5 protein-coding genes are annotated in these 4298 nt (G+C 32.7%); 1 reads left to right on the top strand and 4 read right to left on the bottom strand.

Going from position 1 to position 4298, the window contains the following annotated elements:
- Window positions 1-702: 702 nt before the first annotated feature.
- The 3 genes from C4E06_RS27100 to C4E06_RS27090 all read right to left on the bottom strand — a co-directional run bounded on the left by C4E06_RS27100 (window position 703) and on the right by C4E06_RS27090 (window position 3622).
- Window positions 703-1908, bottom strand: coding sequence for a hypothetical protein (locus tag C4E06_RS27100; protein ID WP_107671416.1), 1206 nt, complete (start codon window positions 1906-1908; stop codon window positions 703-705).
- A gap of 413 nt (window positions 1909-2321) precedes the next feature.
- The gene (locus C4E06_RS27095; RefSeq protein ID WP_107671415.1) at window positions 2322-2876 is read right to left on the bottom strand and encodes an NUDIX hydrolase; all 555 of its coding nucleotides are present in this window, start codon (window positions 2874-2876) and stop codon (window positions 2322-2324) included.
- A 77-nt stretch (window positions 2877-2953) separates the two neighbouring features.
- Window positions 2954-3622 (bottom strand): Fe2+-dependent dioxygenase, encoded by a 669-nt coding sequence (locus tag C4E06_RS27090; RefSeq protein WP_107671414.1) that lies wholly within the window; start codon window positions 3620-3622, stop codon window positions 2954-2956.
- A gap of 143 nt (window positions 3623-3765) precedes the next feature.
- On the opposite strand from C4E06_RS27090, the gene C4E06_RS27085 reads away from it, so the two are divergent.
- Window positions 3766-3966, top strand: coding sequence for a hypothetical protein (locus C4E06_RS27085; protein ID WP_107671413.1), 201 nt, complete (start codon window positions 3766-3768; stop codon window positions 3964-3966).
- Window positions 3967-4075: 109 nt separating this feature from the next.
- Here the strand turns inward: C4E06_RS27085 and C4E06_RS27080 are convergent.
- The coding region (locus tag C4E06_RS27080) for a hypothetical protein (RefSeq protein WP_107671412.1) at window positions 4076-4298 on the bottom strand (223 nt) is incomplete at its 5' end.

The raw sequence follows: 4298 nt of genomic DNA, 5'->3' as shown, positions 1-4298 counted from the left end.
ACCTAATCCTAAATCATTAATAATGGGACTAAGATTAATGCTATCAAAGAGAGATTATTTTTTAACCAATCATTACCAATTGTGATATCTAAATTTCCTAATTCACCGATTAATGTCCCAAAGAAACTGGGAATTTCTAGTCCACTAAAAAGATTTTGTAATTGTAAATTGGGAAGAGAAGGAATATTGAATTCATAAGAGGGTAATTCCCCAGCAAAATCTAGATTAATTTTAGGGGCATTAATCGTAAAATTATCTACATTAAATCCTAATCCTAATCCATTGAGTAACGAAGAAATATCTATATTGCCTAGGGTAAAACCGAAGGAATCTAAACCTATATCCAAGTTTAATTCACTTAAATTTATATTTGGTAAAACTAACCAATCGGGAAGGGAAAAACCAAATTTCCCAAGTAATCCTATGAAATCTAAATCTACATCACCGTCAATATTATCTGCTAAAATTTCACCAATACTTAATTTGTAATCAGTAACTTTCCCAGTGGTATTATCTTTGTCTAAATAAATTTCAAAGTCTTTAATTCCTAATAATAAGTCAGAATCAACAGTTACGTTAGGGATTTGATTACCTAAATGACTGATGATTGCACCTGCGTTTATTGTGCCATCATAACCTAATAATAAAGTATTTCCTTTTTGTGTGAATTGTATTTCTTCTCCATTAAATAATCCAGTTAAATTAACGTCTGTTTCTGTTCCTTCTTTCAGGAGTGAAATATGACTTTCTGCTAGGGCTAAAGTTGTACCTGTTCCTCCTAATGCGGTTACAATAGATTCTAAGGTAGATTGTAAGAAAGATAGGTTTTTCATTAAGACTGATAACTGTGCCAATATCTAAATTAATGGTATCATCATAACTGACTTCAATGCCATTACTAGAAACAACTAAATCAACCTCTCCTAATGTTCCTAATTCATTGAACAGGTTAACTTCTGTTAGATTAGCTAATAATCCTGTAATTTCATTAGTTGGAATTTGAGAAAGGGTTAATTCATAGAACTTAGTATTATCGGCTTTTTCTTGAATTAATAAACTTGGATTAAGAACGGTTAATGTTTGCTCAATAGTATTATTATAACCTAATTCTCTGGTCATGGTATTAATAACAGAACTTAGGTTAACTTCTCCTAAATAAGTGACTTTAATATCCTTATCAGATAGTTGTAAATCAATATTATTGACGGTGGTTAATAACTCTGTAGGAATTAATTGTGCTTCCAACCAGTCTGTTAATTCTGTAATAGGTAATTGAGAGACAGAAATATCGTAATTAGGGGTTTGTGAAGTGGATTGATTAATAGTAATACTAGGATTACTAATGGTAATATTATTAGGTAAATTTAACTCATTAGCAATAGTCTCCACAGTTGGGATAGATTGTAGTAAATTAGAGAAAGATACATCTCCTAAGTAGGTAAGACTCAGTGAATTTTCTGCTAAGTTTAAGTTAATATTATTACTATCTGGGATTCCTAATAAACCGATTTGTGTCAGGAGAGATGAGATAGCAGAAGTTTGTAAATTAGGGATTTGTAGTTGAAAAATAGCTTCATTATTTTGATAATTCTCAATAATTAAGCTAGGATTTTCAATGCTAACAATATCTTGCGTTAGATTTAAACTTTCATAAAGACTCTTAAGAATCGGAAAAGCACTAAGAATGGTCTCTGCTTCAATGGTATTTTGATAAGATAAAATGAGATATTGTTCGGTAATTTTTTCAATTTTGATTGGTAAGAGGTTATTGCTTAATTGTTGTTCTAAGGTATCTTTAACTAAGTCATCTATAATATAACCCTGATTCTCTAATTGTTGAAATAATTGACTCCAAGAAGTAGAGGTTTCTTGAGTGGTTGTAGTCGTAGATAAGGGGGTAGTAACCATGGCAGTATTGACTCACAAATAAAACAAGAGTGAAGAAAAAAATGAATCTTTGTTGCTTTAATAGATATAGTTTTAAAATTTGTCTTTTTTAAAACTCTCTATTTATTTAATATCTTTTTTAATGACAATAAGGTGATTTAAATCACAAAACAAATTGATTTTATTTACATTTACCATAAAGACAAAAATGTCCATAAGCTATTTATATCTAGGTTATAAATAGCTTAAATTTTTTAAAACTGCTTTTTAATATATATTGATTGAGCAAAAAATATGACGTAATAAATACAGAAAATATTGTTTGTCTTAGGAATAAATCTGTAAAATTACGTATGAATTTGTATTAAAATGTAAAATTTTTTGTGATTTTATAAGTAGGTTGGGTTAAAAAGTAAACCCAATATAATCTTACATTATTGAAAATTATTAATAAATTCTAAACCCATAAAAATTGTCGCAATCGTACCAGCTACGCAAATTTCTTGTGACATTATTTTCTCAATAACATTATCAAGAGGAACTAAAATGACTTCAATTTCTTCGGTAATATCTAACTCTATTTTTCCTTTTTTTTCCACGTTCAAACCTAAAAAAATGTGGATTTTATTATCATCTTTCACAGGATTATCATAAATAGTTTTCATAAAGATTAATTCTTGAGCAATATAACCCGTTTCTTCTTCTAATTCTCGTTTCGCTGCTGTTAAACTATCCTCTTTTTCAGGATCAAAAGCACCGGCTGGCAGTTCTAATAAAATTTCTTGAACCCCATGACGATATTGACGGACAAAAACAATTTCGTTATTAGGAGTAATGGGTAAAATTAACGCAATTTCAGGGCGAACATTAACAAAATAATCATCAATAATCGTGCCATCAGATAATTTAACTTGATCTTGTCTCACCCGACACCATTGATTATCAATAATAAACTTAGACTTGAGAATTTTCCACTTTTGAATCGCCATATTAGTTTAATTTTGTCATTAACTTGTTGGACATCAACAAAAAAAATCTCCCTAACTCCCTGCTCCCCTGCCTAACTCTATTCAACCCACTGACGCAATAAATTAGCATGGGTTTTTGCCAGTAAATCAAATTCTACGGATTTACCTTCCTTGGCAAAAATAGAACGCCGTACCGTGTCAATATCAAACAAAATTTCTCTTTTAGCTGTATCTCGGATTAAACTTTGAATCCATCCGACAACCACTAATCTAGTTCCTGTCTTAACAGTTTCTACCCGATGTAAAAAGGTGGAAGGATAGAAAATAATTGACCCTGCATTTAACTTATAGGAAAGATCACCCTCTGGTTTTTCAATGATTAACTCTCCCCCCTCATAACTCTCAGGAGAACTCAGAAATAAGGTAAAAGAGACATCAGAGCGAAAAAACTGCTTACCCCCCATCACAGCATTATCGGTATGACTTCCATAGTGCATATTCGCTTCATAGCGACTAAACCGTAAGGAGTGAATATGTTTTGGATTAATCGCTAGTTTAAATAATAAGTTCCGTTGTAAGGCATTAATCACCAATGCTTCTAAGGGTTTAATATCTGGAGAGGTGCTATCGAGTTGACGATTCTGTTTAACTAACTTAGCGTGCCATCCTGCGGTGGTTTGGCCATCAACAAAGTTGCCTTGAGAGAGAGTATCGGTTAACTGTTTGAGTTCTTCGGCAGTCAAAATGTTGTCGATAGTCAAAATCATCTTCAATACTGAATTCTGGGTGGATGTTTTTCCATTATCTCAACTTATGTGTTATCTATAAGATAAATTTATTGGCAATTTTTGGCAGTCTTTTTTAAAATAGAGGCTTTAAGTTAAGATCCGATTAATTGAGGAAACCCATAATGAATTCTAAAGCTGTTCAACTATTAGTTACCCTTGGTTTAGTAACCTCTCTTGGTGCTTGTGGCGGTGGTGGTACTGATACAACTGCCCCAACTGATGCCCCTGCCGGAGAAGCTACCGAAGAAACCACCCCAACTGAACCCGAAGCGACCGAAGAAGGTGGTGAAGGTGGTGAAGGTGGCGAAGGTGGCGAAGGATAATCCCTATCACCCTTTAAACCTTGGCTAACTCAAAAGCTGTTGGTTGAGTTCTGAACAACATCAGAGCTACCAACAGCTTTTTAAGTTTGAAAATCGAGAGAAAAAGAGATTATTTACTATTTACCTTAACTTGAATCGCACTGAGAATAGGGGTTCTAAATTTCAACAAAACAATTAAACTCAGGATATGAACTAACCAATGGGAAATGACCAGTCCCCAGATAACACAAGCCAAAGCACTGGCAAACGCTAAGACCCCGAAAATATCATTTCCTGTTCGTTGATACCAAAGCACACTCCCGATGGAAGTGATTAAGAATAAGAGTGGGAAA

Source organism: Cyanothece sp. BG0011 (genome assembly GCF_003013815.1).
Taxonomy (GTDB): Bacteria; Cyanobacteriota; Cyanobacteriia; order Cyanobacteriales; family Microcystaceae; genus Crocosphaera.
Note: the sequence above shows the minus strand (reverse complement) of the source record. Positions and strands in the feature narration are given on the sequence as shown.

Coding starts and splice junctions, on each gene's coding strand:
- C4E06_RS27100 (WP_107671416.1), bottom strand. CDS start 1,908: ATGGTTACTACCCCCTTATCTACGACTACAACCACTCAAGAAACCTCT.
- C4E06_RS27095 (WP_107671415.1), bottom strand. CDS start 2,876: ATGGCGATTCAAAAGTGGAAAATTCTCAAGTCTAAGTTTATTATTGAT.
- C4E06_RS27090 (WP_107671414.1), bottom strand. CDS start 3,622: ATGATTTTGACTATCGACAACATTTTGACTGCCGAAGAACTCAAACAG.
- C4E06_RS27085 (WP_107671413.1), top strand. CDS start 3,766: ATGAATTCTAAAGCTGTTCAACTATTAGTTACCCTTGGTTTAGTAACC.